This window comes from Candidatus Ulvibacter alkanivorans (genome assembly GCF_003333325.1).
GTDB lineage: Bacteria > Bacteroidota > Bacteroidia > Flavobacteriales > Flavobacteriaceae > Ulvibacter_A > Ulvibacter_A alkanivorans.
Genome location: NZ_QOLC01000098.1, coordinates 78,324 through 102,990, shown reverse-complemented (window position 1 = coordinate 102,990; position 24,667 = coordinate 78,324). Strand labels below are relative to the sequence as shown.

General features: G+C 41.0%; 25 protein-coding genes and 1 pseudogene. 14 read left to right on the top strand and 12 right to left on the bottom strand.

Features of this window, described 5'->3' with window-relative positions; translation table 11 throughout:
* Positions 1-140 precede the first annotated feature (140 nt).
* Positions 141-965: a UbiA prenyltransferase family protein gene (locus DWA30_RS11215; protein ID WP_114492633.1), complete on the top strand. Its 825-nt coding sequence runs from the start codon at positions 141-143 to the stop codon at positions 963-965.
* Here DWA30_RS11215 and DWA30_RS11210 read toward each other — a convergent pair.
* From DWA30_RS11210 to purK, 5 genes are all read right to left on the bottom strand, one after another.
* Entirely contained in the window at positions 939-1,184 is a 246-nt protein-coding gene (locus tag DWA30_RS11210; RefSeq protein ID WP_114492632.1) for a hypothetical protein, read from the bottom strand. The two genes, DWA30_RS11215 and DWA30_RS11210, sit on opposite strands and share 27 nt — an antisense overlap.
* Before the next feature lie 4 nt (positions 1,185-1,188).
* Positions 1,189-1,740, bottom strand: coding sequence for a sigma-70 family RNA polymerase sigma factor (locus tag DWA30_RS11205; protein WP_114492631.1), 552 nt, complete (start codon positions 1,738-1,740; stop codon positions 1,189-1,191).
* Between the two features lie 184 nt (positions 1,741-1,924).
* Positions 1,925-3,949, bottom strand: a complete 2,025-nt coding sequence (locus DWA30_RS11200) for a M3 family metallopeptidase (protein ID WP_114492630.1) — start codon at positions 3,947-3,949, stop codon at positions 1,925-1,927.
* A 94-nt stretch (positions 3,950-4,043) separates the two neighbouring features.
* Positions 4,044-4,529, bottom strand: coding sequence for a 5-(carboxyamino)imidazole ribonucleotide mutase (gene purE / locus DWA30_RS11195; protein ID WP_114492629.1), 486 nt, complete (start codon positions 4,527-4,529; stop codon positions 4,044-4,046).
* Positions 4,530-4,548: 19 nt separating this feature from the next.
* A complete protein-coding gene (purK, locus tag DWA30_RS11190) occupies positions 4,549-5,706 on the bottom strand; it encodes a 5-(carboxyamino)imidazole ribonucleotide synthase (RefSeq protein ID WP_114492628.1) in 1,158 nt (385 codons plus the stop codon).
* A 93-nt stretch (positions 5,707-5,799) separates the two neighbouring features.
* Here purK and DWA30_RS11185 point away from each other — a divergent pair.
* Both DWA30_RS11185 and obgE read left to right on the top strand, forming a co-directional pair.
* Positions 5,800-6,384, top strand: a pseudogene (locus DWA30_RS11185) (adenylate kinase); the annotation flags it as partial.
* A gap of 128 nt (positions 6,385-6,512) precedes the next feature.
* Positions 6,513-7,526, top strand: a complete 1,014-nt coding sequence (gene obgE / locus DWA30_RS11180; protein ID WP_114492627.1) for a GTPase ObgE — start codon at positions 6,513-6,515, stop codon at positions 7,524-7,526.
* 7 nt (positions 7,527-7,533) lie between these two features.
* On the opposite strand, the gene DWA30_RS11175 is transcribed toward obgE, so the two are convergent.
* The gene (locus DWA30_RS11175) at positions 7,534-8,940 is read right to left on the bottom strand and encodes an alpha/beta hydrolase family protein (protein ID WP_114492626.1); all 1,407 of its coding nucleotides are present in this window, start codon (positions 8,938-8,940) and stop codon (positions 7,534-7,536) included.
* A 178-nt stretch (positions 8,941-9,118) separates the two neighbouring features.
* On the opposite strand from DWA30_RS11175, the gene DWA30_RS11170 reads away from it, so the two are divergent.
* The 4 genes from DWA30_RS11170 to DWA30_RS11155 all read left to right on the top strand — a co-directional run bounded on the left by DWA30_RS11170 (position 9,119) and on the right by DWA30_RS11155 (position 12,859).
* Entirely contained in the window at positions 9,119-9,637 is a 519-nt protein-coding gene (locus tag DWA30_RS11170) for a DUF4136 domain-containing protein (protein WP_168421770.1), read from the top strand.
* Positions 9,638-9,676: 39 nt separating this feature from the next.
* On the top strand, positions 9,677-10,630 hold the full coding sequence (locus tag DWA30_RS11165; protein WP_114492624.1) for a tetratricopeptide repeat protein: 954 nt from the start codon (positions 9,677-9,679) through the stop codon (positions 10,628-10,630).
* Between the two features lie 173 nt (positions 10,631-10,803).
* A complete protein-coding gene (locus DWA30_RS11160) occupies positions 10,804-12,159 on the top strand; it encodes a UDP-N-acetylmuramate--L-alanine ligase (protein ID WP_114492623.1) in 1,356 nt (451 codons plus the stop codon).
* Between the two features lie 49 nt (positions 12,160-12,208).
* Positions 12,209-12,859 (top strand): hypothetical protein, encoded by a 651-nt coding sequence (locus tag DWA30_RS11155; RefSeq protein WP_114492622.1) that lies wholly within the window; start codon positions 12,209-12,211, stop codon positions 12,857-12,859.
* Between the two features lie 6 nt (positions 12,860-12,865).
* Here the strand turns inward: DWA30_RS11155 and DWA30_RS11150 are convergent, their stop codons facing one another.
* A complete protein-coding gene (locus DWA30_RS11150) occupies positions 12,866-13,465 on the bottom strand; it encodes an FMN-binding negative transcriptional regulator (RefSeq protein WP_114492621.1) in 600 nt (199 codons plus the stop codon).
* A gap of 54 nt (positions 13,466-13,519) precedes the next feature.
* Positions 13,520-13,963 carry a DUF1569 domain-containing protein gene (locus tag DWA30_RS11145; RefSeq protein ID WP_114492620.1) on the bottom strand — a complete coding sequence of 148 codons (444 nt, stop codon included), beginning with the start codon at positions 13,961-13,963 and terminating at the stop codon, positions 13,520-13,522.
* A 137-nt stretch (positions 13,964-14,100) separates the two neighbouring features.
* Between DWA30_RS11145 and radC the strand changes: the two genes are divergently transcribed.
* The 6 genes from radC to DWA30_RS11115 are packed head-to-tail and all read left to right on the top strand — an operon-like array spanning position 14,101 to position 19,618.
* Positions 14,101-14,799: a RadC family protein gene (radC, locus tag DWA30_RS11140; RefSeq protein WP_114492619.1), complete on the top strand. Its 699-nt coding sequence runs from the start codon at positions 14,101-14,103 to the stop codon at positions 14,797-14,799.
* A 6-nt stretch (positions 14,800-14,805) separates the two neighbouring features.
* Entirely contained in the window at positions 14,806-16,092 is a 1,287-nt protein-coding gene (locus DWA30_RS11135; RefSeq protein WP_114492618.1) for a DUF7033 domain-containing protein, read from the top strand.
* Entirely contained in the window at positions 16,085-16,774 is a 690-nt protein-coding gene (locus tag DWA30_RS11130; RefSeq protein ID WP_114492617.1) for a YjjG family noncanonical pyrimidine nucleotidase, read from the top strand. The genes DWA30_RS11135 and DWA30_RS11130 overlap by 8 nt, the downstream gene beginning before the upstream one ends.
* A gap of 50 nt (positions 16,775-16,824) precedes the next feature.
* The gene (locus DWA30_RS11125; RefSeq protein WP_114492616.1) at positions 16,825-17,382 is read left to right on the top strand and encodes a hypothetical protein; all 558 of its coding nucleotides are present in this window, start codon (positions 16,825-16,827) and stop codon (positions 17,380-17,382) included.
* A gap of 5 nt (positions 17,383-17,387) precedes the next feature.
* Positions 17,388-18,803: a DUF5723 family protein gene (locus DWA30_RS11120; protein ID WP_114492615.1), complete on the top strand. Its 1,416-nt coding sequence runs from the start codon at positions 17,388-17,390 to the stop codon at positions 18,801-18,803.
* The gene (locus tag DWA30_RS11115; protein ID WP_114492614.1) at positions 18,800-19,618 is read left to right on the top strand and encodes a hypothetical protein; all 819 of its coding nucleotides are present in this window, start codon (positions 18,800-18,802) and stop codon (positions 19,616-19,618) included. Before DWA30_RS11120 ends, DWA30_RS11115 begins: the two co-directional genes overlap by 4 nt.
* Here DWA30_RS11115 and DWA30_RS11110 read toward each other — a convergent pair.
* The gene (locus tag DWA30_RS11110) at positions 19,615-20,892 is read right to left on the bottom strand and encodes a replication-associated recombination protein A (protein ID WP_114492613.1); all 1,278 of its coding nucleotides are present in this window, start codon (positions 20,890-20,892) and stop codon (positions 19,615-19,617) included. The two genes, DWA30_RS11115 and DWA30_RS11110, sit on opposite strands and share 4 nt — an antisense overlap.
* A 92-nt stretch (positions 20,893-20,984) precedes the next feature.
* Here DWA30_RS11110 and DWA30_RS11105 point away from each other — a divergent pair, with 92 nt between their 5' ends.
* The gene (locus DWA30_RS11105; RefSeq protein ID WP_114492612.1) at positions 20,985-21,740 is read left to right on the top strand and encodes a rhomboid family intramembrane serine protease; all 756 of its coding nucleotides are present in this window, start codon (positions 20,985-20,987) and stop codon (positions 21,738-21,740) included.
* 3 nt (positions 21,741-21,743) lie between these two features.
* On the opposite strand, the gene rlmB is transcribed toward DWA30_RS11105, so the two are convergent.
* The 3 genes from rlmB to DWA30_RS11090 all read right to left on the bottom strand — a co-directional run bounded on the left by rlmB (position 21,744) and on the right by DWA30_RS11090 (position 24,664).
* Entirely contained in the window at positions 21,744-22,484 is a 741-nt protein-coding gene (gene rlmB, locus DWA30_RS11100) for a 23S rRNA (guanosine(2251)-2'-O)-methyltransferase RlmB (protein WP_114492611.1), read from the bottom strand.
* Positions 22,485-22,551: 67 nt separating this feature from the next.
* The gene (locus DWA30_RS11095; protein ID WP_114492610.1) at positions 22,552-23,094 is read right to left on the bottom strand and encodes a hypothetical protein; all 543 of its coding nucleotides are present in this window, start codon (positions 23,092-23,094) and stop codon (positions 22,552-22,554) included.
* Between the two features lie 10 nt (positions 23,095-23,104).
* Complete coding sequence (locus DWA30_RS11090; protein ID WP_114492609.1) at positions 23,105-24,664, bottom strand: SusD/RagB family nutrient-binding outer membrane lipoprotein; 1,560 nt, start codon at positions 24,662-24,664, stop codon at positions 23,105-23,107.
* Between the last annotated feature and the right edge of the window lie 3 nt (positions 24,665-24,667).

Sequence of the window (24,667 nt, the reverse complement as noted above, 5' to 3'; positions counted from 1 at the left end):
ATTAAAAAGTGCTACCTTTATCGATAGGCAGCTGCAAAATTACATATTTTTAAGGATAAAAAATGAGTTTTTAACGTATTGAAAGGCACAACTTTTCAACTAAAAATGCAGCTTATGAACAAGCTATTTATTTTTGCCTTATGAAACTTTTTGCGCGCGTCTTTCAGTTCTACATCAATAGCAGTATTCATGTCTCATTGGCGGTGATCGCCCTGGTAGGAATAACCGTCTTCGAGTTCGATCTTAAGGTGCCTACAGCACTGTGGTTTTTTGTTTTCTTCGGAAGTATTACCGGATATAATTTTGTGAAGTACGCACGAATCGCCGGATTACATCATCGCAGTCTCACAAACTCACTTCGCAGCATACAAATATTTTCCTTTCTTTCCTTTGCAGTCTTTCTTTATGTCGCATTTATGCTGTCGTATAAAGTATGGTGGGTCACGCTTTGCTTTGGACTGCTTACAGTATTTTATGCAGTACCATTATTGAAGAATAAGAATCTTAGAAATCTAAGCGGATTAAAGATCTTTGTGGTAGCGGTCGTATGGTCGGGATTAACAGTATGGGTGCCTTTGGTTTCAGTAAACTCGGAGATCGATCTCACCCAATGGATCACTTTCGTACAACGTATACTTTTTGTCGTAGTACTCATACTTCCATTCGAAATTCGAGATCTGCCGTACGATAAAAAGGAGTTAAAAACCCTTCCGCAGAAAATAGGCGTGAACAATACAAAATGGTTAGGATGTGTATTACTGTTGGTTTTACTGGTCTTAGAGTTTTTTAAACAGCCGGCAGCGGTAGCCTATCTGCTAAGTTTACTACCTACGTTGTTGTTAACGTCGGGACTATTGCTATTCGCCACAAGCAAGCGGTCAAGATATTATGCTTCGTTTTGGGTAGAGGGCATTCCTATCTTGTGGTGCTTAATATACTTAATAGTTGGCAAGTTCTTTTTGTAGTCGCTGTTCCAATGCTTCTTTTTGATCGGCCGGCATCGTTGTAATATTCGAATTTTTAATCGCTTTGGTAAGTCGCATATTCCGTGCGGAATATTTACGGCAAAACGAGCAAAACGCAAGATGAATATTGAGCTTTACTTTTTCCCAAAAACTTGCTTCTTTATATTGATTCTTATCACATACGTGATGTGCTTCATTACATTGTAAAAATACACTCATAACGCTATAACCAGTTTTTTTCCAAGCAAGCTGCTAATGATTTTCGCGCCCGATGGATGATTACCCAAAGGTTAGACGGCGTGATATTATATTCATTACAAATTGCTTCCGTTTCGTAATTATCGATCGTTTTTAACTTAAAAATAGTGGCCTGCTTTTCATTTAAGGCATCGAGACATTCCATGATGGCGATACCCAGCTCTTCATTTTCCATGGTGTCCTCTGCGGTACGGTCGAAGGGATCTTGCACTCGTTCTTCCAACCAGTCGCCTTCGGCGTCATCGTCTGTGTAATTTATATGTACTTCAGCCTTGCCTTTTTTTGAATTGATCTTTCGATAATAATCGATGATCTTCCGTTTTAATATAGCGATAAGCCAAGTTCGCTCAGTCGATTGCCCTTTAAAATTGTGTTTCGATTTTAACGCTGCCAAAAAAGTTTCAGAAATAAGATCTTGCGCGACCTCATGATCGTTAACCCTCACAATGGTATAATTGTACAGGTAGTCTGCATATCTGGAAACCCAGTGTTTAGGATCTATAAGATTTTCTGACATAGTAGGGAGGTGTCGCTGATTTTCCCAAAAATAAGAAACATTCTGTTAGCACTGTAAAAACAGCCGATTTATATTAAACGTGTACTTATTACAATAATTGTCACTATCGTTTTACATTAAATACATCGAATCGCTTTCCGAAATAATTAAATAGACGAGCATCGCAAAGTACGGCATTTTAAAGTTAAGCGGGTATCAAACCTGCTCTTCTTAAAAGCGCATCAGGGTCGGGTTTTCTTCCTCTAAACTTAACGTATAGGTCCATCGGGTCTTGGGTGCCACCCTTGGAAAGTACGAACTCCTTAAATTTGTCGGCCACAGTGTTATTAAATATGCCTTCTTGCTTAAAATAGTCGAATGCATCGGCATCTAGTACTTCTGCCCATTTGTAACTGTAATACCCTGCCGAATAGCCGCCCTGAAAAATATGTGCAAAGGAAGTACTCATACAATTTTCGGGCACATCGGGATATAATTTAGTAAGTGCAAAGGCTCCTTTTTCGAACGCCTTTACATCGGTAATCTTAGAAGGATCGTTGCCGTGCCATGCCATGTCTAACATTCCAAAACTCAGCTGCCGCAAAGTTTGCATGCCTTCATGAAAAGTGGCAGATTCTTTAATCTTTTCCACATATTCCATTGGTATTATTTCACCGGTTTTATAATGGGTCGCGAACAGTGCCAACGTCTCTCGTTCATAACACCAGTTCTCTAAGATCTGACTGGGTAATTCGACAAAGTCCCAGTACACATTCGTTCCCGATAGTCCCGAATAGGTCGTGTTGGCTAACATCCCGTGTAGAGCATGACCAAATTCGTGAAATAAAGTAGTTACTTCATTAAAAGTAAGCAATGATGGTTTACTGGCAGTTGGTTTCGTAAAATTGCACACAATAGAAACGTGTGGACGTTCATTAATACCGTCTTTAATTTGTTGCGATTTGTAAGAGGTCATCCAAGCGCCTCCTCGCTTACCGGGTCTTGGGTGAAAATCGGCGTAGAACAAGGCGACCAATTCGCCTTCTGTATCGGTAACCTTATAGGTTTTTACATCGGAATGGTATACGTCTATGGTGTTGGTTTCCTCGAAGCTAAGTCCGAAAAGTTTTTCGGCCACCGTAAAGACGCCGTTAATGACGTTCTTCAATTCAAAATACGGCTTTAGTTTTTCATCATCAAGATCGAATCGTTCTTGCTTCAGTTTCTCGGCATAGTAAGCACCATCCCATTTTTGTAGGGTTTCGATGCCGTCCAATTCTTTAGCATAGTCTTGTAATTCGGTAAATTCTTTTTCAGCGGCAGGTTTTGCCTTCCGAAGAAATTCGGTTAAAAACGATTGTACCTTTTGCGGTGTCTCTGCCATTCGCTCCTCTAATACAAAGTGCGCATGATTTCGATATCCCAGTAATTTTGCTCGTTGGTGGCGTAATTCGGCAATTCGCAACACATTTTGTTTGTTGTCCAGCGCATCGCCATGAAACCCTTTTGCACCAAAAGCGATCGCCATTTTTTTGCGAAGTTTTCGGTTCGCCGCATATTTCATAAAAGGGATGTAACTGGGATAATCGAGTGTGAAAACCCATCCTTTTTTATCTTTTTCGGCGGCAGTTTGAGCTGCTGCTTCCATTGCTCCTTCGGGTAGACCTTCAAGCTGTGCTTCATCGGTAATGTGCAATTCAAAGATATTGGTCTCTTTCAAGATATTCTCTCCAAAATTTAATTTCAATCTGGACAGGTCACTGTCGATCTTTCGTAATTTCTCTTTTTTCGCTTCGGAAAGATTGGCACCATTTCTTGAAAATCCCTTATACTGTTTTTCAAGCAAGGTCGATTGCTCCGGACTTAGTGTCAACGATTCCCTTTGATCGTAAACGTGCTTCACACGCTCGAACAATGCTTCATTAAGTAGCAGATCATTCTTAAAATCTGATAATAACGGGGACACTTCTTGAGCGATTGCCTGAATGGTATCGTTGGTTTCTGCACTATTCAAATTGAAGAATATGGCAGTCACTCTATTTAATTGTTCTCCGGTGCGTTCCAGTGCTTCTACTGTATTTTCAAAAGTAGGAGCATCGTCCTGCGTCGCAATCGAATCGATCTCGGCCTTGGTTTCTTTTATAAGTTGTTGTATGGCCGGTAAAAAATGTGCGTCCTCTATTTTAGAAAAAGGAGCTGTGTCAAAGGGAGTGAGTAAAGGGTTGTTCATTATAGAAATACTAAAGTTGATCAAGTATACGCAGGAAACTGTAGTTGTCCATACAGATACTGTTAATTGATATAGAACGAACTGTTAAAAATCGCTAAGACGAACGAAGCTTTTTGGCACCTTCTTCTACTTTTAATTGCAACCCTTTTTTATAGGCGATCACTTTGTCGAGTACACAATTGTCTGAGGTACCAATAATTTGTGCTGCAAGGATCCCGGCATTCTTGGCACCGTTAAGAGCTACTGTAGCCACCGGAACTCCGCCGGGCATTTGTAGAATAGACAATACCGAATCCCAGCCGTCTATAGAATTGCTCGATTTAACCGGAACGCCTATCACAGGCAGTGGAGAAAGCGATGCTATCATTCCAGGAAGATGCGCAGCACCTCCTGCACCGGCGATGATCACTTTTATATCACGTGTATGTGCATTTTTGCCGTAGTCAAAAAGCTTATCGGGTGTACGGTGTGCCGAAACGATATCGACCTCCGTTTCAATATCGAACCCTTTTAAAATATCGATTGCATCCTGCATGACCGGCAGGTCACTCGTGCTTCCCATTATAATTCCTACTTTCATAGCTTAGATTGTTTGTCGCTTATTTACTAATTACTTTAATGGTCTTTTTAACTTGTTCGGCTACCTTTCTTGCTTCAGCTATATCTGAATTTACTATGGTCACGTGACCCATTTTTCTAAACGGACGTGTTTGTTTCTTTCCATAGATATGAGGTGTTACTCCGCCTAGCTTGAGAATATCCACTATATTTTCATAGGTCACATTTCCGGTATGCCCTTCAGCACCTACAAGATTTACCATGATCCCACCAACTTTACTATCGGTATTTCCTAATGGCAGATCCAAGATAGCACGCAAATGCTGCTCAAACTGATTGGTATAACTGGCTTCTATACTGTAATGTCCGCTATTATGAGGTCGTGGTGCTACTTCGTTCACCAAGATCTCATCCGCTTCGGTTTGAAATAATTCGACCGCTAATAGACCAACATGTTCAAAGGCTTCCGAAACTTGTGCCGCTACGGCTCGTGCCTTCTCGGCTACGCCATCGCTAATCCGCGCCGGACAGATCACATATTCTACTTGGTTGGCGTCGGGATGAAATTCCATTTCTACCACCGGATACGTAGTAACGGCACCGGACACAGATCGTGCTACGATCACTGCCAATTCATTTTTAAAGGGGATCAATTTTTCGGCAATACAGGCTCCTTCGGCTAACGGGATCACATCTTCGGCATCCCTAATAATACTAACACCCTTTCCGTCGTAACCGCCGGTACAACTTTTCCAAACAAAAGGAAAGTGCAGTTCTTTACGAACAATGGCTTCATTAAGGTCGTATTTGTCTTTATATACCTTAAATGGCGAGGTGGGAATGGTATGCTGTTTATAAAATTGCTTTTGTGTGCCTTTATTTTGAATGTTTCGCAAGGTTTCAGAAGAAGGATAGACCTTCTTGCCCTCAGCTTCCAATTTTTCCAAGGCATCCAGATTTACCGTTTCTATCTCGATGGTCAATACATCTACCTTTTTTCCGAAGGCATAGACCGTATCGTAATCCATTAGATTCCCTTGCTCAAAATAATCACAGGCGATCCGTGAAGGCGCTTCAGCACTGGGATCAAGCACATGGGTTTTTATATCAAATTTGCGCGTTTCGTAGAGCAACATTTTGCCCAACTGGCCACCGCCAAGAATTCCTAAGGTGAAGTCTGAAGAAAAATAGTCTGTCATAAAGGTTTCTTTACACAAAGGTACAATCTTCTTTGCAATTGTTATCTTTGCAACTTCGTTATGTGGCGATTTTTAAAATTATTAGGTAAGTACAAAAAGCAACGAATGACAAACATTGTATTATTTGGACCTCCGGGAGCAGGAAAAGGAACTCAGGCAGAAGTGTTAAAAGAAAAATATAAATTGGTACACATCTCTACCGGCGATGTGTTTCGCTATAATATAAAGAACAAGACCGAATTGGGAACCTTGGCAAAATCGTATATGGACAAGGGCCATTTGGTGCCGGATACGGTCACCATCGACATGCTACAAGCTGAGGTTAAAAAGAACAGCGATGCCAACGGATTTATCTTCGATGGATTCCCGCGTACCGAAGCTCAGGCCGAAGCATTATCCAACCTTATGGAGCAAATGGATTCTCAGATCAATGCCATGGTCGCGTTAGAAGTCGAAGATGAGGTATTGGTAAAACGACTGTTGGAGCGTGGAAAATCAAGTGGTAGGGCCGATGATGCAAATGAAAACGTGATCCGTGAGCGCATAGCAGAATATTACCGAAAGACCGATATCCTTAAGGCCTATTACCAAAAACAAGACAAATATTACGGCGTAAACGGGGTGGGAAGTATCGATGAGATCACCCAACGCCTTAGTGAGGTGGTAGATACACTTTAGGGCGTTACCCGCCTATGGCGCGTCAGGTCGTCCGCTATATCTTTTACGGAACGTAAAAGGATGCCGCTGCCACCCTTAACGCAAACAGCTAATTTAAATAAATACACCCATTTAGTTGGGCTTTGATCATGACTGAAGGAAATTTTGTAGACTATGTAAAAATTCACGTTACCTCCGGTAAAGGAGGAAAAGGGAGTGCACACCTGCGCCGGGAAAAATACATCCCGAAAGGTGGTCCCGATGGCGGTGATGGTGGTCGAGGCGGTCATGTCATTGTCAAAGCAAATAAGAATCTCTGGACACTGTATCACTTAAAGTTTAAACGTCACTTTAAGGCCGGACACGGAGAAGCAGGAGGGAAACAAACCAGCACAGGCGCCGATGGTGAAGATGTCTATATTGAAGTACCGCTAGGCACCGTTGTACGAGATACCCAGACACAGAACATCCTTTTCGAGATGACCGAAGATGGCGAAGAACGTATTATCGCCAAAGGTGGAAAAGGAGGGCTGGGAAATAGTCACTTTAAAAGTGCCACACGCCAAACACCTCGATATGCACAACCCGGACTGGAAGGTGAAGAGGTAGATGTTACCATCGAACTTAAAGTACTGGCCGATGTAGGTCTGGTAGGCTTTCCAAATGCAGGAAAATCTACCTTGCTCTCTGTAATTACCGCAGCCAAACCAAAGATCGCCAACTACGTGTTTACAACCTTGAAACCAAATTTAGGAATTGTAGAATATCGCGATTATCAAACGTTTGTAATGGCCGATATCCCCGGGATCATAGAAGGAGCTGCCGAGGGTAAAGGTCTGGGACATTACTTTCTGCGTCATATAGAACGCAATTCAACCTTGTTGTTCCTTATTCCCGCAGACGCCAAGGACATTCGTAAACAGTACGAGATCTTACTCGACGAGCTACGACGTTACAATCCGGAACTACTGGACAAAAAACGATTGGTGGCGATCTCAAAAAGCGATATGCTCGACGCCGAACTACAAGCCGAAATGAAACAATTATTGGATAAGGAGTTTAAAGATATTCCGTATTTGTTCATCTCGTCGGTAGCACAACAAGGCTTAACAAAACTAAAAGATACGTTGTGGGCAATGCTTAACGAGCAGCCCGAGAAATAAGACGCTCTTATTGGGTCTTTAAAAGGATCCATTCTTTGATCGCAGTAAGTACACTAGGCGAAATAGTTTCATCTATCGATTCATATTCTGCCAGCATCCCGGTTTCCGAAGTTTGAAATAAATGATTTAGCCCGGGAAATTCCATCACGGTCACATCTTTATTATTAGCTTTATCTAGACCGGCTTCTATCGCAGGTAAATTCAAGTCTGCCAACACTTGAAAATCTTTTTCACCATTAATGGCGAGAACAGGACATTGTACGTCTTCTAAGAACTCTTGCGGATTCGATTTAATAAAGTAAATCATCCATGGCGTTGCAAAGGTCTCCGCTTGTTGGGCGATGGCAGTTTCAGTGATCGTACTACTAATGGGTGCATCGGGATGTTGCGCCTTATAAGCCAAAAGATATTCGGCGATTTGCGACTGTATCCGAATCGGATCGGAAGTCGATCGTACCACATCAAACATGCCTTGCATGATCTCGTCATTTGCGTCTAAAAATTCTTCAGGAGCTCCTGCCAATTCAGCAGCTCGACGACTTTGTGTTACTAATATTTCTGCGCCGCTTATACCGGGACCGGCCATTAACACAATAAACGCAACCGAACTATCTTTCGAGGCTACCATGGGAGCAATTAATCCTCCTTCGCTATGACCTATCAATCCAATGTTGTTCGTGTCTATATCGTTTCTTTCTTTTAAAAAGGCAATGGCGGCTTGCGTATCGGTTGCAAAATCGGCTGTAGTCGCAGTTGCATGTGATCCCTCACTCTCGCCAACACCTCGGTCATCGTAACGTAGAACGGCAATTCCATTGCGTGATAAATGATCTGCAAGTACCCAAAACGGACGATGATTAAAGATTTCCTCATCTCTATTCTGAGGTCCAGAACCACTTATTAAAATCGCTACCGGCGGATTCTCAACATCGTTGGGAATTGTAAGCGTACCTGCAAGCTGTATGTTTTCCGCTGTCCGATTTACAAACCTTACATCTTCCACCGAATAGGGAAAGGGTTCTACGGGGTCTTGCGAACGCTTAACAGGAGCCGGAGCCACAGGTTTTTCACGCGTCATGATCAAAGGAATGTCAAAACCATTTTGCGTGAATGTACCTTCTAGACCCTTTGCGGTAAGGGTGCCAACGTATTTAATTTTTAGATCATCCATGGTGATGGTTAAAGTACCTTCATCATACACAGTTGCCGTGGTAGCCACTCCAGCTGCGCCTTGATTGGGGCTGTCCATGGTCGTGACCAGTCCATTATCTTCTTCTGTAATATGAAATACCAAAGGTAATTGTGTGCCCTGTGCTTGTAACACACCGTACCAATCTCCGGTTATATCTTGAGCACCCAATTGAATTGTTGCAATCGAATAGGTAATTACTAGTAAAAAGAATGATCGTATCATAGTTGTGTTTTTAAAAAGAGTTCAGCAGTGTACTACGCTGTGAATCATAACAGGTGTAACTTAAAATTACTCATTTGAACGATAAATTAATTAATAATCACCATTAATTGTGTTAAAGAATATCAAAACTCAAATCTGCTGGCTCGCTTTTTGCGTATTTTTAAAGAAAATGCTCTTTATGCGATTTATATATTTATTAAGTATTGTATTTCTTCTTAACGCATGCGGTCCTACAGTCGATATCGATTACGACCCCCAAATTAACTTTTCCCAGTATAATACCTATGCTTTTTTTCCTACCATCGAATCTGGATTGAACGATCTCGATGAAAAACGAATTATACGAGTAACCGATAGTCTTTTACAAGCACGCGGATTTCAACGATCAGACACTCCACAATTTCTTATTAACTTCTACGCGAACGAATCCATTTCCAACTCTCGAAATACCATTGGGATCGGTGTAGGCGGTGGTGGCGGTAATGTAGGCGTAGGCGTAAGTGGCGGCATTCCCATTGGTGGTCGTATGGTAAATCAAGAGTTGACCATCGACTTTATCGATGTGCAAAATGATGACCTGGTCTGGCAAGCCGTAGCAAACGACGACTACAAAGAACGAGCCACCCCTAAACAAAAAGAGGCGTATTACGCCGCCGTGATCGAAAAGATGCTAAAAAAGTATCCGCCTAAAAATTAATACAACTATAATTTTATCTTTGAATCCCAAAACCACACTATGCGAATTTTATTATTAGTGCTACTTTTTCCACTATGTACAATAGCTCAATCCGACTTTGAGAAGGCGGAAGACTATTTTAAAAAAGAGCAGTTTAGCAAAGCAAAACCACTTTTCGAGCGCTATTTAGACAATCATCCCAACGATAAGAAAACACTTGAATACCTTGGTGATATTGCGGGCTATGCAGAAGATTGGGATACTGCCATAGACTACTACGAAACCTTGGTAGATTCCGAAGAAAACAATGCTAATTACCACTTTAAATACGGCGGTTCCTTAGGAATGAAAGCCTTGTCCATAAGCCGAATTCGAGCTGCAACCTACATAGGAGATATCAAAGAACATTTTGAAAAAGCCGCAAAACTCGACCCTCACCACATCGAAGTGCGCTGGGCATTGGTCGAATTCTATATACAGTTACCCGGCATCATTGGTGGCAGCGAGCGTAAGGCTACAAAATACGCCAACGAGCTGTTGCGAATTTCACCCGTAGACGGCTATCTGGCAAACGGCTATATTGCCGAATATAGCAATAGGCCGGAGGATGCAGAACGTTTTTATAAAAAGGCGATCGAGATTGGCGACTCACCCCATACCTACGAAAAACTCGCCGAACATTATGAAAAGAACAATAAGCCAAAAGAGGCTATTGAGACCGCAACTAGATCCCTTAAAAAACACAAACGCAATCAGCTAAATTATCAAATCGGAAAAATTGCCGCACAATACAACTTGGATGCAGAGCTGGGTATCGATTGTCTTCAGGCTTATATAAAAAATCATTCGGCCAAAGATGGGGTTCCAAAGGATTGGGCGTATTATCGCCTCGCACAGATCTATAAGAACATCGGCAAAAAACAAACTGCCTTGCTATGGATCAACAAAGCACTGGAAGACCGCCCCGATTTTAAAGAAGCTAGACAAGAGAAAGAGCAAATTCTTGCGCTCTAATTTTTTTGGGCAAGCCCCGCTGCAGGTCACTTCTCGACCTGTATAGGAACGCACCCCACTTCATGACCCTACAGCGGGTCGGGCTATTGGCTGTAGTTTTGCTACGCAAAAGCTACTTGCCGCTATCCCTCTTGCAGCATAAATTGTATCTTTACTAAAAATTAATTGAATCTATGCGCGTACATTTTATAGCCATTGGAGGCAGTGCCATGCACAACCTAGCTCTGGCCCTACACCAAAAAGGAGCTACAATAACCGGAAGTGATGACGAGATCTTCGATCCTTCAAAGAGCAGATTAGAAGCCAAAGGATTATTACCCGAATCTTACGGATGGTTTCCCGAAAAAATAACCACACAATTAGATGCGGTTATTTTAGGAATGCACGCAAAAGAAGACAACCCGGAACTCTTAAGAGCAAAAGAGCTGGACCTCACCATTTATTCCTATCCCGAATTTTTATACGAACAGACAAAGAACAAAACCCGAGTAGTTATTGGAGGATCGCATGGCAAGACCACCATAACCTCTATGATCCTACACGTGATGCATTACCACGGCATCGCAGTAGACTATATGGTTGGAGCCCAGCTCGAAGGATTTGATACCATGGTGCATCTTACCGAAAACAACGATTTTGTAGTGCTAGAGGGAGATGAATACCTTTCATCACCCATAGATCGTCGTCCAAAATTTCACTTGTACAAACCTAATATTGCACTCTTAAGCGGAATTGCTTGGGACCATATTAATGTGTTTCCTACCTACGAAAACTACGTTTCACAATTCGAAATCTTCTTAGAACAGATCACCGATGGCGGTGCAATTATATACAACGAAGAAGATACCGAAGTAAAACGCGTTGTGGAGAACTCAGACAGTCTTATCAAAAAATACCCATATAGAACACCAGAATATATGGTAGAAGATGGTACGACCTTGTTAGAGACTCCCGAAGGTCAAATGCCCATCGAAGTTTTTGGCCGTCACAATTTGAACAACTTAGAGGGAGCACGTTGGATCTGCCAATTAATGGGCGTTGATGCAGATGATTTCTATGAAGCCATAGCCACTTTTAAAGGAGCTAGCAAACGATTAGAAAAGATCGCTGAAAACGAACACGCAGTGGCCTATAAAGATTTTGCTCACTCTCCCAGTAAAGTACAAGCAACTACCAAAGCTGTAAAAAATCAATACCCCGACCGTAAATTGATCGCTTGTCTCGAGCTGCATACCTATAGCAGCTTAAATCCGGATTTTCTTAAAGAGTATAAGAACACCTTGGATGCGGCCGATCAAGCCGTAGTATTCTATTCACCACATGCGGTATTAATTAAAGGACTTGAGGCCATAAAAGGAGAACAGATCGAAGCCGCCTTCGATCGGGAAGATTTAAATGTGTTTACCAACCCGGCCGACTTTAAGACATATTTGTTCTCTCAAGACTATAAAGATTCTTCCTTGTTGCTTATGAGTAGTGGGAACTATGGCGGATTAGATTTTAACGAGATCAAGGAGTATATAAAATAAATAGTAGTTGTATCTCGTTATAATACCACACTAATGAAAACCAAAAGGTATGAAAAAATTATTGTTTCTAGTGCTATTTACTTCCTTATTTTTTAGTTCTTGTAGCGACGATGATTCGAACCCAGACAATACAGAAGAAGCTAATTTTTATGCATTAAAGGTAGGCAATACTTGGAATTACAATTTCTTTAGAAGAATTGGACAAACAGCAGAGTTTGAAAATCTTGGTGTGAATGAGACTGTAGAGATCATTGGAACTGAGAACTTAGATGGAAGTCAATACTTTACTTTACAAATCACAACAACAGGGAATGACAACAATTATGCCCCTTGTTCAGAAAATGGTGTAGAACAATTAAAAGTTCGAGACTCCCTGGGATATCTTGTATCTTTAGAAGGAGAAATACACTTTTCAAATGAAGTCGCCGAACCTTATTCCCTTAGTGAAAATGAATGGGGAAATGTGTTTGGTGTATTAGAGCAAGATTCCGAGGAAATTACGGTCGAAGCCGGAACTTTTATGGCCGTAAGTAACCGTATTTATGCAGTCGATCCAAATGATGGCACAGAATTTCCGGGTAAGGATCAAGTGTACTACGCACCAAATACCGGACTTGTATTTAGGAGTTATTCAACTGTAAATCATCCACAACATAGGTGGGAAAAGCGACTTCAGAGTTTTGTCGAAGGAATCGATTAACCTTTTTTACAAATCATAAATTGTATTAATGAATCCGGTTGCAGATGCACCGGATTTTCTTATAAGTGCTTCTTTTGCACGCTCGTAATCTGTAGGATTTTTGTCTTGCGACAATTTAAATTTTCCTTCCCAATGAGTGGGTGTAATGGTAAAAGCCTGTATGTAATGCACCAATCTATCCATAGACGGATTGTCATGCTTAAGTTCATAGGCAGGATCTGGACCTTCTAAAAAGCTGGTCATTGCCAGCATCGATTCCTTAGCAACTGTAACATCATCGATCAATGTCACTGTCCCTGTAACGTGTACGATGATATAATTCCATGTAGGCAGCTGTTCGGTTGTATAGATGGATGGTGAGATATAACAGTCGGGACCTTTAAAGATCACGGTCACCTCACTGTTATTGGTAAGTGATTCTAATTGCGGATTGTTCTTGTCTATATGCGCAACTAATTTACCGGTTTCCTTATTATAAATAAAGGGCAGATGTGTAGTATACGGCCTGTTTTGTCTAGCAGTTACTAGCATTCCCAACGGGTAATGTTCGATAACAGCAATTATTTTTTGCCTGTCATCGGTTTGATGGTGAGGAGGTGGGTACATAATTAAAAAATACGATAAATTGTTGGAGAAATAGGTGTTTGCGAATGGTTTTTATTAGAGTCCGAACTGTCGCAAATGATGATCTAAGTGCTTGTATTGCATTTTTCCCCATTGTTCTTTGGTAAGGGTGCCAAAGGCCGGATGTGGACCCCAATCGTCTTTGGATCTTTTAGTTTCCACTTCGTTGACCAGCTCTAACAGTGTCGATTTTTCTTTAGATAAGTCACGTTCGTCTTTAATGCGAAAGCGTGCCATGGTAGGTAGGTTCTTCTTCCATAATTTATCACTATACATGGCTTTCTTAAAAAAGATCTTAGCAAACCAATTTGGCTTTAGGTCGTAATCCTCTTTTTCTAGCATGATATTTAATGGTAATTGACAATGATGCGCCATTTGAGCGGGTGTCATCTTTCCCCATTGACGCTCCGAATCTTCAGAGAGTTGATCAATTCTGTTTTTTACTTCGGAAATTGCTTCAGTTTCAAATAATGATTTCATGCCAGACCCAATTAAAAAATGAAGTCTAAGGTACGAACAAATATTTAAGTTTCATATCTTTATACTACTTCTCTTGCTTCAACTCCCGTTGGTTCGTTTCGGATGCCTTTCCGAAGAAAACCCTATACACAGTTTAGATGAAGCAACCTACATCCTCATTTTCTATTAAGAACTGGAATGAAAACGATCGTCCGCGAGAAAAATTAATTCACAAAGGAAAAGCCGCCTTAAGCGATGCCGAACTGCTGGCAATTCTAATTGGGTCGGGAACAAAGAAAGAAAGTGCCGTCGCCTTAAGTCAGCGAATATTAGCTTCCGTAACAAATAACCTAGTCGAGTTGGGAAGACGCGAGCTCCATGAATTGATGGAATTCAAAGGAATAGGAGAAGCGAAGGCGATCACTATTACAGCGGCATTGGAAATTGGAAGACGACGACGTAGCGAACAGGCCTTGGAGCGTAAAAAGATAACTTCTAGTACGTCAGTGTTCGAGCTTATGCAACCCGTGTTGGGTGATTTACCACATGAAGAATTTTGGATCATCTATTTAAATAATTCGAACAAGATATTACAACGATCACAATTAAGTAAAGGAGGAATTACAGGTACCTTGGTCGATATTCGATTGGCCTTTAAAATTGCCTTGCAGCTTGGTGCAGTTGCAGTTATATTGGTGCATAACCATCCCTCGGGCACTTTACGACCTAGTACGGCCGACAAAGAGCTTACTGCAAAGATTCAACGAGCCGGAGCAAGCCTCGATATAAAAGTACTCGATCATTTAATCGTCACCGAAAATGCGTATTTTAGCTTCGCAGACGAATCTTTGCTCTAACCTTGTATGCTGTTAATTTACACTCAAAAACCTAGCTCGCGAATCACCTACAGTGTTAAACATATCTGTACTCGTATACTAGGAATTGAGGTTCAGATCACTTCAGTAATTGAAGAATTGATCTCTTATACCGGTCCAAAACTCTCGTATGGAAAACAGCCGCTAGGAAACGAATTCTTTATTCAAAGTCACGAACTACTCACACAACAGGGTTTTGAAGCGATCGAAATTGTGGTAAAAGATTGGAACGACACTAAATGCTTTTTCGCTGTTAGTGATAAAAGTGCCTTGCCATTCGATATTTTTGCAGCTAGTTTTTATTTGTTAAGTAGGTATGAAGAATACCTCCCACACGTAAAAGATGAATATGGTAGATTCCCTGCTTCGGAGAGTTTGGCATACAAAGAAGGCTTTATACGACAACCAGTGATCGATATGTGGGCCGGTTATTTTAAGGCTGCGCTACAACAAGTTTTTCCGAAGTTGGTATTTCCCAAAAAAGAAATGTCGATACATAATTTAGTAGTGGCTACACAACCATTTGCCTTTAAACAGAAAGGACTTTTTCGATCGGTTGTAGGCTACGGCTACGATATTCTAAAAGGCCGATTTAAACAGCTAGGCACGAGGACAAGAGTGTTACTCGGATTGCAATCAGACCCCAACGATACATTTGCCTGGATGGTCGATGTCGTGAAGCAAAGCAAGACGCCTTTAACGGTTTTTTTTCTATTAGGTGAGACCACACAATTTGAAAACAGCTTGAACACTCACAGACAAAAATTTAAAATGCTAGTGAAGTTCGTTTCCGACTATAAGGAGGTCGGACTTATTTGTTCAAAATCTGCACTCACGGCCTACGAAACACTAAAGTTGGAAAAGAGGCGGATGGAAACAATTACCAATAGAACCCTGGATAGCGCTATAAACGCCGAATTGTTAGTCGACCTACCAGATATTTATCGCGACCTGGTCGAACTAGAGATTAAAAGAGATCATACCATGGTCTACGAAGATACAGCTGGATTTAGAGCTGGAACATGTACGCCTTTTCTGTTCTACGATCTGGATTACGAAATTAAAACACCACTAATTATACATCCTATAGCAATGACCACCCAAGGTCTAAAAAAGGATGATGCTATTGAAGGCGTCGTCGATGAAATGATGCAAACGGTAGAAGCCGTAAAGGGCACCTTTTCCATTTTGTTTTCGAATACCGATTTTTCGAACGCAACGACGCAACAAGAATGGCGTACTATTTTTTCTGAAAAACTTCAACAATATGCTTAAACAATCGATTACCGATGTATTTTTCGATCTGGATCATACGTTATGGGATTTTGATAGAAATTCGCAGTTGGCCTTTCAACGCGTTTTTGTAAAGCATCAAATACAACTTGAGCTGCAAGATTTTATCCGTGCCTATGAACCAATTAACTTACGGTATTGGAAACTTTATCGAGAAGAAAAAGTGACCAAGGAACAATTGCGCCGAGGGCGGTTGACTGAGACATTCCAGCAATTTAGTATCGCATATCCTATAGAAACTATCGATGCCTTAGCTGTAGCTTATATAGACGAATTACCTATAGACAACCATTTGTTAGAGGGTAGCATGGAAGTGTTGGAGTATTTAAAACCCAAATACAAGCTGCATATTATCACCAATGGTTTTAAAGAAGTTCAGCATTTAAAATTGGCCAATAGCAAGATCGCTCCCTTTTTTGAAACGATTACCACTTCCGAAGAAGTAGGCGTAAAAAAACCCAATCCATTGGTGTTCAAGACCGCAATGAAGAAAGCGAAGACATCTGCCGAAAGCAGTATTATGATTGGTGATAGTTTGGAGGCCGATATCGAAGGAGCTGCGGCAGTGGGAATGAACACACTTTTTTATAATTACAGGAAAGAACAACTAATAGACGATATCTATGCAATAGACCAATTAATAGAGATCAAAAACTTTTTGTGAGTATAATAAATGATATCTCGGGTCGTTCATAATAGATAGTCCCCAACACTATGAAGACAAACCTAACAATTCCCGTACTGGGAGTGCTTTCCTTTTTACTTACCGTAGCCTGCGTGAAAGACACCGATTTCGATCAAGCCGAGGAGGTGCTGTTAACTCCAGTGGTTGAGTTAGACCTCATTTATTTTAATCTAGAAGCCGAAGAATTTTACGATGAGGCTACGAATTCTGAAATTTTAACAGTAACCGATACGACCGAGATCCGTTTTTTGGATGATACCGAAATTCAAGAAAGTTTAGTGAAAGCCGAATTTTTTTTCCGTTTCACCAATAGCATTCCAAGAGATTTTACAGTCGATTTCGACTTTCTAAGCGAACAAGGTGAGTTAACGTATAGCACCGGTACCAATGTGTCTAGTGGCGACACTCAGGACCCTGTGATCACCGAATTTACCGAAACAGTAGAAGGCGATGAGATAACGCAACTCACCATGGCCGATCGAGTAGTGGTCTCAGTTACTATTCCGTCGTCTAACGCCTCCTTGCAAGGTGCTCTCAACCTCAAATCGAAGACGACTTACTTTTTAGAGATAACCGATAGAGAATAACTACTATGAGAAGTATGCTATTTGGATTAATGGTCTTTGGACTAACGGTTTCTTTTGCTCAGAACAAACAGGTGCTCTATGGTTTAGAGGAAGTTCCACAGTCATTATTGTTGAACCCGGGTGTTAAGGTGCCCCAAAAAATGCATTTTGGAATTCCGTTCTTATCTCAGTTTCACGTTAACGGAGGTGCATCGGGAGTATCGGTTTTTGATATCTTCGGAAACTCAAGCGTTGATATTAATACCCGTATTCGAAACAAGATCTTCGAAATGAAGAACACCGATTTCTTTACTGCCACCCAGCAGTTAGAATTGATCAATTTTGGTTGGAGAACGAGAAATGACATCTATTTTTCGGGAGGCGTTTATCAGGAATTCGACTTTATTTCATATTTCCCCAGAGATCTGGCCATATTGGCATGGGAGGGAAATAGAGATTATTTGGATTATGAATTTGACCTGGGCGAAGTAAGTACGACCGGCGATCTAACGGTGGTCTATCATTTTGGAGCCAACAAACAACTTACCGAAAAACTTACAATGGGGGTCCGCGCCAAATTGTATTCTAGTATGTTCAGTTATCGCAGTACCAACAATAGTGGAACTTTTGTGACACGGTTTGCGGGTCCCGACAGTCCAAACATTTATGAACACACGGTACAAAACGCCGATATGACAGTCGAAACCTCCGGCTATGCCTCATTACGCGAACTCGATGGTCCGTCTGAGGTAATAGGAGAGGTGTTGGGAAGAGCTTTTTTCGGCGGCAATATAGGAGTGGGGGTAGACCTTGGTGCTACCTACGAAATTACCGATAAACTCACCTCAAGCGCTAGTGTATTAGATGTAGGAACAATTTTTCATTCTAATGATGTTGAGTCCTATCGCGCATCCGGAACTTATACATTGGACGGTATCGAGTTGCTTTTCCCGCCACTATCTGATGGTGAATCAACATTGCCCTATTACGACGATTTGGAAGACGAAATAGAACGTGAGATTCCTATAGACACCTTGAATAATGCCTATACGCAACTTCGACCGGTTAAAGTAAATGCCGGACTTAGTTATAACTTCGGAAGAGTGCTAGGTGGCGGTGAATGTGATTGCAGAAACATGGGTGGTGGATTGGATAGAAATCAGGCGGTCGGATTACAATTCTACAGTATTTTTAGACCCAAAGGACCTCAAATGGCCGGAACCGTTTATTATTATCGCCGCATTTGGGAGTTCCTTTCTGCTAAAGCCACATATACGGTAGATCCGTATTCTGCTTCTAATGTTGGCCTTGGATTAGTTACAGACATGGGAAAGGTCAATTTCTATATTGCAGCCGATAATATACTTCGCTACGGAAATATCGCAAAAGCAAAAAGTGTATCTTTACAATTCGGATTCAATATAAAAATCGACAACGAATGAAAAATGTGATAAGTGTAGCTTGCTTCTTACTGCTAACACTACTTGGATATGCGCAACAATCACTTAATGACTACAGTTATGTCGTAGTGCCGGAGCAGTACGATTTCGTTACCGGGAAAGATCGCTATCAGTTAAATTCTATGACCAAGTTCTACCTTAAAAAACATGGTTTTAATGCCTTTCTTTACAGCGAAGTACCTAATGTTATGAAGTGCGACGGCCTATATGCAGATGTTATTAAAGAGAACGCCATCCTGAACACAAAGTTGGTCTTGGTATTAAAAGATTGTAAGGATAACATTATTTTTAAAAGTAACGAAGGCGTTTCAAAATTCAAAGAATGGGAGGCGGCCTATCAGGACGCCTTACGAGACATATTTAAAAGCTTTAATACCCTTGACGTTTCACAAAAAGATATTGTGGTATACGATCAAAAGGAAACAATTTCGACAGTTGATGATGCTACGACCAAGTCTGACTCCCAAAGCACAGCAGTAGTAAAAAAGAATACTGCAGTGGTCACGACTTCTTCGGATGCCAAAACGACTACATTAGCGCGAATGCCTACAACCCAATATGCGAATTACACCCGTAATGGGAAGTCGTATTTACTAAGAAAAACCAATGACGGATTTTCGCTGTATGAAGATACAGAAACTGCTAATTTGGTCCTCCAAGGTAAGATCTCACTTCAAGAAGCCGGATTGAAATTTACAGACACAGCCGCGAATAGCTACGATGCCTATTTTGACGAGGCGTATAATCTAACCATATTTAAAGACAATACTCCGGAAACATATACTGTTCAACGTTAAAAGTTGTACTTATCTTTCCAAAGCTGGTTAAGGTAGTTTTTTAATTGTTGCTCTTTAGGATTATTTCCCGGTTCGTATAGTTTACTCCCTTCAATAGATTCGGGCATAAATTCATGGGCTACAAAGTTCCCTTCATAATTGTGTGCATAGGCATATTCTTTACCGTAGCCTAGTTCTTTCATTAATTTGGTAGGAGCATTTCGTATCGACAATGGAACTGACAGATCACCGGTTTGCTTTACTAACTGCTGTCCTTTATTAATTGCCATATATGCCGCATTGCTCTTTTGCGAAGTAGCCAGATAAATTGTGCATTGACTCAGCACGATTCGAGCTTCAGGATAACCAATAGTGTTCACAGCTTGAAAGGTCGAATTTGCAAGTACTAATGCCGTGGGATTTGCAAGGCCAATATCTTCCGAAGCCAATATAACAAGTCTTCTCGCAATAAATTTTACATCCTCACCACCTTCGATCATTCGGGCAAGCCAATAGACGGCCGCATTGGGGTCACTGCCGCGGATCGATTTAATAAATGCTGAAATTATATCGTAATGCTGTTCTCCGGTTTTATCGTACAACACTGTATTTTGTTGTACCTTTTGTTTTACCAGCGCGTTAGTGATTGTAATTGTATCCTTTTTTTCTGAAAGAATCACAAGTTCTAAGATATTTAGCAATTTTCGAGCGTCACCGCCGGAAAGACGAATAAGCGCTTCTGTTTCGGCTAATGTGACATTCTTTTCTGAAAGCAACTCGTCCTTTTTTAGCGCTCGGTGCAACAGGGCTTCCAAATCTTGCTTGCTAAATGATTCAAGTACGTAGACTTGGCAACGAGATAAAAGTGCAGGGATAACTTCAAAACTCGGGTTTTCGGTAGTGGCTCCAATAAGGGTAACCCATCCTTTTTCAACAGCACCTAATAATGAATCTTGTTGAGATTTGCTAAATCTATGGATCTCATCTATAAACAGTATAGGGTTTTTAGTTGAAAAAAGCGTATCACTTTTTTTTGCTCGTTCTATCACTTCTCGTACTGCCGCTACACCACTGTCTACCGCACTTAATGTATAAAATGGTCTACCTGATGTTTCGGCAATGATATTCGCTAAGGTGGTTTTCCCGGTGCCCGGTGGGCCCCAAAAGATCATTGAAGAGATCACGCCCGAACTAAGTTGAGTGGTTAATGCACCCTTTGGGCCAATGAGGTGTGACTGACTTAAATATTCGTCAAGCGTTTTGGGGCGAATTCGTTCTGCAAGCGGTGTGTTCATTTGGGTTTAAAATTACGATATTTATGGTTGCAGTACTACTGACAATTTATCATACAAGTTATTTTAGGTGTATTTTTTGAAAGTGTTGTTATATGTCCGGATCTAAAGAATTACCGTTTTCATTGCATATGCTCGTCTATCCCTTGATGATCGTATTCGCTATGTGGTTGGTATATTGGGCCGAGACTCGTTTTAATATGAATTTAAATTATTTGGGGATCCTTCCACAGAAAATTGAAGGACTTAGGGGAATTATTTTTGGACCATTTATACATAGCAGTTTACGGCATTTATTCAATAATTCGGTGCCTATGCTGGTCCTAACTACAGCATTATTTTATTTTTACCGAAATATCCCTTGGCGTATTCTTATTCTAGGAACCCTTTTAACCGGATTGCTTACATGGAGTTTTGCGCGCCCGGCGATGCATATTGGAGCTAGTGGGGTTGTCTATATGCTTGTTGCTTTTTTGTTCTTTAAAGGAATACTGTCGAATCATTTTCGATTAATTGCTTTCTCGTTGGTGGTAGTGTTCTTATACGGAGGATTATTTTGGTATTTATTCCCAATCGATGCAAAGATTTCTTGGGAAGGTCACTTATCGGGATTTGTTGTGGGCGTTGTATTTGCTTTGGTGTTTAAGAATAATACCGTAACAACGAAATTATATGAATGGGAACGCGAGGATTACGATCCGGAGCAAGATCCATTTTTGCAGCAATTTGATGACGATGGGAATTTCATTGAAAAAGCACCTTCGATCGAAAATGAAGCGGAAACAGAGAAAGAGGCCCCGAAATTTGTGATTCGTTATTCAATTAAGAAGAATAAGGATGCTTCAGAATAACGATTAAAGCCTGCGTTGGCGAACGGTCTCATATAGAAACGCGCCACATGCTACCGATACATTTAAAGAATTGATCTCACCAAGCAGTGGAAGCGCAGCGGTTTCATCTACCAATTGTAATACCGACCTAGAGACACCTTTCCCTTCCGAACCCATGATGATTGCTAAGGGTTTATTAAGATCGGTTTCGTAAATGCTGGTATCGGTTTTTTCCGAAGCAGCAATAGTTGTTACACCAGAGCCTTGTAGATAAAATATAGCGTCCTTTATATGATCTACCTTACAAATAGGAATATTGAAGATCGCTCCCGCTGAAGTTTTTACAGTATCACCACTTACGGGGGCGCCTCCTTTTTTCTGAACGATGACAGCATCTACCCCTGTGCATTCTGCGGTTCGTATGATGGCACCAAAATTTCGAACATCACTTATTTGATCTAGAATAACAAATAGTGGTTTCTTCTTATTCTCCAATGTCTTCTCAACAATTTCCTCTAAAGTATAAAATGAAATAGGGGAGGTTATAGCAACAATTCCTTGGTGATTACCGGGTGTTAAACGATTTAATTTTTCGACCGGTACAAAATTGATAGAAGCGCCTTGCTTTTCCAAAGACGCAACAATAGCGTCTATTTTGTCGTTCGCAGAGTCTTTTTGCACATAGACCTTGTCGAATGTCACATCTGATTTAATTGCTTCCTTAACCGGATAGATTCCAAAAATAGTATTTTCTTTTTTGCTCATAGATAAAAAAATCGCTGACACAAAACGGCTTATTCTGTATCAGCGATAAAAGTAAGTATTTTATTTCTTACTGGTTCAACGGCCACTCGTAAAAGTACGCGTGTCGTTCAAAAACTAAAAATGCTTCTAAATTAGAAGGATCATCTACGACATTTCCATCGGCATCTCTACTTCTTCCTCTAAAGTATACGCTGCCGGTATCAAGATCGGATACAGGTACATTTAAAGCGTTAGCTACTGCTTCCTTCGTAAAAATTAATTCGGTAGGGAAGGAGGTTATCGTGGCTAGTAACACATCTGATTCGAGCGGTGCAGTGGAATCGTTACTATCGAAACCAACATACACTTCGTGAGAAACTATGTTGTTGTCTTGCGAATCATATTCGATACGCACTTGGTTGCCATCATTCTCGGCTGTCAATTGAAATGACCAGAAATTATTACCTACGATATCTTCAAGATCTTCATTTCTATCTTGTATTGAAACGTATGGCACTCGGGTGTCATCGTTAAATATTTGATCTCCGAAAAAGCTGTCATCACCTTCACATCCTGTGAATGCGATACTCACAAGGCATATTGTTAAAATTAGTTTTATATAATTTTTCATGGTGTATGTTTTAGAAATTTAGATTAAAGTTAGTTCCTTCTGCCCACCACACTTTTAAGCCAACAGATTCTTTTTGAGTTGCATCAGGACTGTTGTTGTTGTTAACATGTACCGAAGGATACAACATACTGTTGGTGAAAGTTCCCGGTGTTGGGTCCAAAGAAGGTGCAAGATCTGAAGGATAACTGGTTCTTCTGAAATTGTTATAGATTTCAATACCATTACCCCATAGTGATTTGTAATACTCGGTTATGATCACATCTAATTTTCCTTGGTTTCCGCCGGCATCGTTGAATCTAGTTATAGCATCGGCGATATAGTCATCAATATCAGCTTGACTTGGCTCCGGTGCTCCTGCTGGGATAGCACCAGACTGGAAGTTTGTTACTTTATCCATAGATGCGGTTATTCCATTTTCTAACGCTGCTCGTGCGGCTCCAACGTTATTGTTGAGCATAAGTTCTGCTTCGGCAATTAAAAACTGCGTAAAAGCGTTGGTCATTATAATAGATGCACCTGCCCCCATAGCACCATCGGTAGGTGCTCCGGGACCTGTAGATCCGTCGTTATACTTTCCTCCGGCAGGATAAAGTCCGTGAATTGTAATGTCCCGAAACTCGGAAGCAACATTCGGACTAGTATCACCGTGCTCACGGCCAAAAATAGATCCATTTTGAAGATAGAAGTAATAATTAAATCGTGGATCGTCTTCCATTCTTCTTATAAAAGGAGCAGACATATAAATACTCGCTCCGCTAATGTATTGTAGCGTAAATAATGGGTGACGACTTTCTGGAGCTCCAGAAGTTGAGTAATCGAATTGGAAGTCACCATTATTGTTATTTATAAATCCTCCACCGTTAATCACTGCATTTGCCTGACTTGCTGCTTGCGGGTTGTTAAGTCTTGAGTTTACTGCTAATTTCAATAAAATTGAATTTGCTAAAGCTCTCCATTTACTCATATCTCCACCGTAATACAAATCGCTAGGTAGATCAACACTTCCTCCGGCATCTATTTTGGCAATGGCGTCTAATAGCAAGACACGCGCAGCGGCATAAATATCTTCACCACGATCGCGAGCCGGGTCTAGGTTATTTCCACCTTGTAATGCTTCGGAATAAGGTACATCACCAAATGTATCTACCAATGTAACGATAATGTAAGACTCAAGAATTTGCGCTGCCGCAATAATATTATTACCATTTATTTCATCGCTCTCAAGGTCGGCAGCTAGCATTTTAAGCTGATTCAATTCAATCAAACAGTTTGCATAAGCCGTGATCCATGTGCCATTAAATGTGTCGGCATCAAATTGGTTTGCGTAGGTTGCAGAATTTCGCATTAACTCCATTCGCGTGACCTGTGCTTCGCTAAACTGTAAATTTTGAAAAAAGCTATTGAATGCTAACTGACTTTGATTAAAAATAAATGGAATCGAAGCATCGTCCGGATTCAGGTTATTCGGGTTCTCGGTCAGGTCGGTTTCAACGGTTTCACATGAAGAAACCAAGGCGAGTATAAAGAATACTGACAGAAACCTGGTTATTATATTGTTATATGTTTTCATAAC